The organism is Spirillospora sp. NPDC046719, from assembly GCF_040645715.1.
Taxonomy (GTDB): Bacteria; Actinomycetota; Actinomycetes; order Streptosporangiales; family Streptosporangiaceae; genus Spirillospora.
In genome coordinates, this window is sequence record NZ_JBEYYT010000528.1 from 1 (window position 1) to 5,553 (window position 5,553).

Here is a 5,553-nt window from a genome sequence, read left to right on the forward strand (position 1 = left end):
GGACGAAGTCCATCGCGAAGCGACGCCGAAGGCGCCCTTGACTTTGGAGGGGCGGCCCCGTACGCAAGCGCCACCCCACCACCCGAACACCTCTCTTGCCCTACTGCGCTGCTGCCGTCACTCGCTGCCGTCACTCGCTGCCGTCACTCGCTGCCGTCACTCGCTGCCGTCACTCGCTGCCGTCACTCGCTGCCGTCACTCGCTGCCGTCACTCGCTGCAGTGACTCGCTGCAGTGACTCGCCGTCGTGACTCGCCGTCGTGACATGCCGCCGTGACACGCTGCTATGACTAGCGCCATGACTTGCTGCCACGTGTCCGCCGCCTGGCTACCCGGTCTGGCTCCTGGTCTTGATGCCGAAAAAGTCGCCGCGACTTGCTGCCTATTCGGTGCTCATTGAGAGATGGGATGGCTCTCGATGTTGATTCACATAAGAGCGCCCAAGCATCCGAGCGGAACCGTTAGAAGCCGGGCTACTCGTCGTCGCGGTCGGCGCCTGTGGTGACGGCGACGACGTCGGGGAGCTCGCTCAGGACGGCGGTCAGGTCGGGTATCGAGCCGGGCCCTTCGAGTACGACGGTGACGACGGCGTTCCAGCGGCCTCGGCGGTGCGCGGGCTCCTCCCGGTCGCGGCGCTCGTCGCGGCCGCGCTCGGAGTCGGAGTCGTCCGGCAGGTGCTCGCGTTCCACGTCGGCCTCGATGACGGCGAAGCCGCGCTGGGTGCATTCGACGAGGACGCGGCGGAGGGCGCCGCGTCCGTCGCGGTAGACCAGCCGCATGCGGGTCCGGTCGGCGGGCCGGAACCGGTCCAGCGGCAGCCGACGGGTGAGCGCGCTCAGCCCGTAGACGACGAGGAAGTGCCCGGCGGTCCCCGCGATCGCGAGCAGCCAGAGCCCGCCCCCCGCGGCCATTCCGACGGCGGCGGTCACCCAGACGACGGCGGCGGTGGTGAGGCCGCGGACGGCGTCGCGGCGGACGAAGATGAGTCCGCCGCCGATGAAGCCGATGCCGGAGACGATCTGGGCGGCGACGCGGGACGGGTCGAACGCGACGGGCCCGGGGGCGTGCTGGAAACCGTACTTGCTGACCAGCATGAACAGGGCGGCGCCGACGCCGACGAGGGTGTGCGTGCGGAGGCCGGCGCTCTTGTTGCGCACGCCCCTTTCAAGGCCGATGCATGCGGAGAGCACGAGGGCCAGTAAGAGTTCGCCGATCTGGACGAGTCCTTGACCTGTCACTACCTGGTCCTCCGATCCGGTCGACGATCCGCGACGGCCCGCGCCGCGGTGGTCCGCGTTGGCCGCCCCGGTGGGGGCCGGGGCGGCTCGGCGGGTCAGGTCGCGGTCGGGAAGGACAGCTCGCCGGCGGTGGACGCGGCCTGCGGTTCGGGCCACCGGGACGTGATGGCCTTGGCGCGCGTGTAGAAGCGGACGCCCTCGGGCCCGTGGATGTGGGTGTCGCCGAACAGGGACGCCTTCCAGCCGCCGAAGGAGTAGAACGCCATCGGAACCGGGATCGGCACGTTGATCCCGACCATGCCGACGTGGACGGCGCGCTGGTAGCGGCGGGCCGCCTCGCCGGACGAGGTGAAGATCGCGGTGCCGTTGCCGTGCGGGTTGGCGTTGACGAGGGCGATGGCCTCGTCGAGGCTCCCGGCGCGCAGGACGATCAGGACGGGCCCGAAGATCTCCTCGGTGTAGGCGGGCAGGTCGGTGCCGACGCCGTCGAGCAGGCAGGGCCCGAGGAAGTAGCCGGGGCCGGGGCGTCCGCGGCCGTCGACGACGACGGTGGCGCCGGCGGCCTGCGCGGCGTCGACGTGGCCGGTGACGCGGCGCAGGGCGTCCTCGCTGATCAGGGGGCCCATGTCGGAGCCGGGGTCGGCGCCGGGCCCGACCTTGACGGCGCGGGCGCGGTCGGCGAGCCGCGCGACGAGGGGGTCGGCGGCCTCGCCGACGGCGACGACGACGGAGATCGCCATGCAGCGCTGCCCGGCGGAGCCGTAGGCGGCGGAGGTGATCTGGTCGGCGGCGTGGTCGAGGTCGGCGTCGGGGAGGACGACGGCGTGGTTCTTGGCGCCGCCGAGGGCCTGGACGCGCTTGCCGGCGGCGGTGGCGGTCTCGTGGACGTGCCGCGCGACGGGCGTGGACCCGACGAACGACACGGCGGCGACGTCGGGGTGCCGGATGAGGGCGTCGGCGGTCTCGCGGTCGCCGTTCAGCACGTTGAAGACGCCGTCGGGGAGCCCGGCCTCGGCGTACAGGTCGGCGATGAACGCGGACGCCGACGGGACGCGCTCGCTCGGCTTCAGCACGAACGTGTTCCCGGTGGCGATCGCGATGGGGTGCATCCACAGCGGCACCATCACCGGGAAGTTGAACGGGACGATGCCCGCGCACACACCCAGCGGCTGCCGGAAGGAGTAGGCGTCGATGCCGGAGGACACCTGGTCGGAGTACTCGCCCTTGAGGGCCTGCGGGATGCCGCAGGCGAACTCGACGACCTCGCGGCCGCGGACGATCTCGCCGCGGGCGTCGTCGAGGACCTTGCCGTGCTCGGCGGTGACGAGCCGGGCGATCTCGTCCTCGTGCCGTTCGAGGAGGTCGCGGAAGGCGAACATGATGCGGGTGCGGCGGGCCTGCGAGACGTCCTGCCAGGTCTCGAAGGCGCGGGCGGCGGCGCCGACGGCGGCGTTCACCTCGGCGGCGCGGCCGAGGACGACCTCACCGGACCGCTCGCCGGTCGCGGGATCGTGCACGGGGGCGGTGCTGCCTCCGCCGACCTCGACACCGCCGATCCGGTGCTGAATCAGGCTCATGATTTCCTTTCACAGGTAGCGGCGCTGGGCCTTCTTGGCGTCGTCGTAGCGGGCGCGGGCGTCCCGCGTCGCGCCGCGCTCGGAGGTCTCGGCGACGGGGACGTCCCACCAGGCGTCGCTGCCGGGGGCGGGGGCGAGCGGGTCGGTCTCGACGTGGACGACGGTGGTGCGGGGCGAGGCGGCGGCCTTGCGGAGGGCGGCGCGGAACTCGTCGGCGCCGGTCGCGCGGAGGACGTCGGCGCCGAGGCTGGCGGCGTTGGCGGCGAGGTCGACGGGGATGGGCGCGCCGTCGAGCCCGGTGCCGGTGCGGACGCGGTGCCGGGTGCCGAACCGGTCGGCGCCGACGGTCTCGGAGAGGTTGCCGATGGAGGCGTAGCCGTGGTTCTGGACGAGGACGACGACGAGCTTGATCCCCTCGGCGACGGCGGTGGTGAGCTCCTGCGCCATCATCAGGTAGGAGCCGTCACCGACCATGACGTACACCTCGCGGGACGGGTCGGCCATCTTCACGCCGAGGCCGCCGGCGATCTCGTAGCCCATGCAGGAGTAGCCGTACTCGACGTGGTAGCCCTTGGGGTCGCGGGTGCGCCAGAGCCGGTGGAGGTCGCCGGGCATGGAGCCGGCCGCGCAGACGACCACGTCCCGGGGGCCGGACTCCTCGTTGACGATGCCGATGATCCGCGACTGGGCGGGCGGGTCGCCGTGGTCGAGGGCGTAGGCGCCGTCGACGACGGTGTTCCATCGGGCTGTCAGGTCCCGCGCGTTCTCGCGGTGGGCGTCCGGTGCCGTCCATCCGGCGAGGGCGGCGTCCAGTGCGGTGAGGGCCTCGCGCGCGTCGGCGACGACGGTGGTACCGCCGAGCTTGAACGCGTCGGCGCGGGCGACGTTGATGTTGACGAACCGGACGCCGGGGTTCTGGAAGAGGCTGTGCGACGCGGTGGTGAAGTCGCTGTAGCGGGTGCCGATGCCGACGACCACGTCTGCGTCGCGGGCGAGCGCGTTGGCCGCGGTGGAGCCGGTGGCTCCGATCGCGCCGACGGCGGACGGGTGGTCCCAGGCCAGCGAGCCCTTCCCCGCCTGCGTCTCCGCGACGGGGATGCCGGTGCGTTCGGCGAACGCGTGCAGCGCGTCGGTGGCGCCGGAGTAGATGACGCCGCCGCCCGCGACGATGAGCGGACGTTCCGCCGACCGCAGCGCCTCGCACGCGTCGTCGAGGTCGCGGGCCTCCGGCAGCGGGCGCGGGATGCGCCACACACGCCGGGCGAACAGTTCCTCGGGCCAGTCGAACGCTTCGGCCTGGACGTCCTGGGGCAGCGACAGCGTGACCGCTCCGGTCTCTACCGGATCGGTGAGGACGCGCATGGCGGCCATCAGGGCGCTGGGGAGCTGCTCGGGGCGGTTGATGCGGTCCCAGTACTTCGATACCGGCTTGAAGCAGTCGTTGACCGACACGTCATGGGACCGCCCGTCCTCCAACTCCTGAAGGACGGGGTTGGCCGGACGGGTCGCGAAGATGTCCCCCGGCAGCAGCAGCACGGGCAGCCGGTTGATGGTCGCCAGCGCCGCGCCCGTGACCATGTTCGTCGCGCCCGGCCCGATCGAGGTCGTGCACGCCAGCGTCGACAAGCGGTCGTTCATCCGCGCGAAGCCCGACGCGGTGTGCACCATCGCCTGCTCGTTGCGGGCCATGTAGTACGGCATCTCCTCGCCGTACTCCAGCAGCGCCTGCCCGATCCCCGCCACGTTCCCGTGCCCGAAGATCCCGAAGCACCCCGGGAAGAACCGCTGCTCGCGCCCGTCGCGCTCCGACCACTGCGCCGCCAGGAAGCGCACCAGCGCCTGCCCGACCGTCAACCTCATCGCCTTCTTCTCCTTCACAGCGCCCCCCTCACCGTTCACTCCACTGCTCACAGGCACTCCGCCGCTCACAGGTCACTCCGCCGCTCACAGGGCGTCCACCGCTCACAGCGCGTCCACGGCCGCGTCCACCGCGCCCGCGACGTCGCCGTCCCTCGGGTACAGCAGCGACCGGCCGACGATCAGCCCGCGCACCGTCGGGAGCCGCAGCGCGCGCCGCCACCCGTCCAGCGCGGCGCGCGGGTCGTCGGCGACCTCGCCGCCGAGCAGCAGCGCGGGCAGCGTCGACGCGGCCATCACCCGTTCCATGTCCGGGACGACCGGGACCTTCAGCCAGGTCCGCGCCGACGTGGTGCCGAGCGCGGACGCGATCGAGACGGCCCGGATCATCGCCTCCGGCGTCAGCACGTTGCGGACGCGGCCGTCGACGCGGCGGGAGATGAACGGCTCGACCATCGCCAGCAGCCCGTGCCCGGCGAGCGCGGACACCGCCCGCGCGCAGCCCTCCAGGGTGTCGGCGGTGGCGGGGTCGTCGTCGTCCACCCGCAGCAGCACCTTGCCGCCGTCCAGCCGGGACGCGGCGATCGCGTCCGCGCTGTAGGCGGTGAACCGGTCGTCGATCTCGAAGGACGCGCCGGCCAGGCCGCCGCGGTTCATCGAGCCGATCACGACCTTGCCGTCCAGCACGCCGAGGAGCAGCAGGTCCTCGACGATGTCGGGGGCGGCGAGCACGCCGTCCACGCCGGGGCGGTCCAGCGCGGTGCAGAGCCGGTCGAGCAGCTCGCCGCGGTCGGCCATCGCGAAGGGGTCGCCGCCGGCGGCGAGCGCGCCGCGCGCCGGATGGTCGGCGGCGACGATCATCAGCCGTCCGGTGGCGCCGGC

Annotated in this window: 4 protein-coding genes; all 4 read right to left on the reverse strand. The window is 72.8% G+C overall.

Annotation, left to right across the window (positions count from 1 at the left end):
• Positions 1 to 472: 472 nt before the first annotated feature.
• Positions 473 to 1,156 (reverse strand): MgtC/SapB family protein, encoded by a 684-nt coding sequence (locus ABZ914_RS45050; protein WP_463043169.1) that lies wholly within the window; start codon positions 1,154 to 1,156, stop codon positions 473 to 475.
• Positions 1,157 to 1,332: 176 nt separating this feature from the next.
• The gene (locus ABZ914_RS45055; RefSeq protein ID WP_500200836.1) at positions 1,333 to 2,814 is read right to left on the reverse strand and encodes a CoA-acylating methylmalonate-semialdehyde dehydrogenase; all 1,482 of its coding nucleotides are present in this window, start codon (positions 2,812 to 2,814) and stop codon (positions 1,333 to 1,335) included.
• A 9-nt stretch (positions 2,815 to 2,823) separates the two neighbouring features.
• The gene (gene iolD, locus ABZ914_RS45060) at positions 2,824 to 4,674 is read right to left on the reverse strand and encodes a 3D-(3,5/4)-trihydroxycyclohexane-1,2-dione acylhydrolase (decyclizing) (RefSeq protein WP_500200837.1); all 1,851 of its coding nucleotides are present in this window, start codon (positions 4,672 to 4,674) and stop codon (positions 2,824 to 2,826) included.
• A gap of 102 nt (positions 4,675 to 4,776) precedes the next feature.
• Positions 4,777 to 5,553, reverse strand: a 777-nt coding sequence (locus ABZ914_RS45065; protein WP_500200838.1) for a Cgl0159 family (beta/alpha)8-fold protein, incomplete at its 5' end; no start/stop codon positions are given.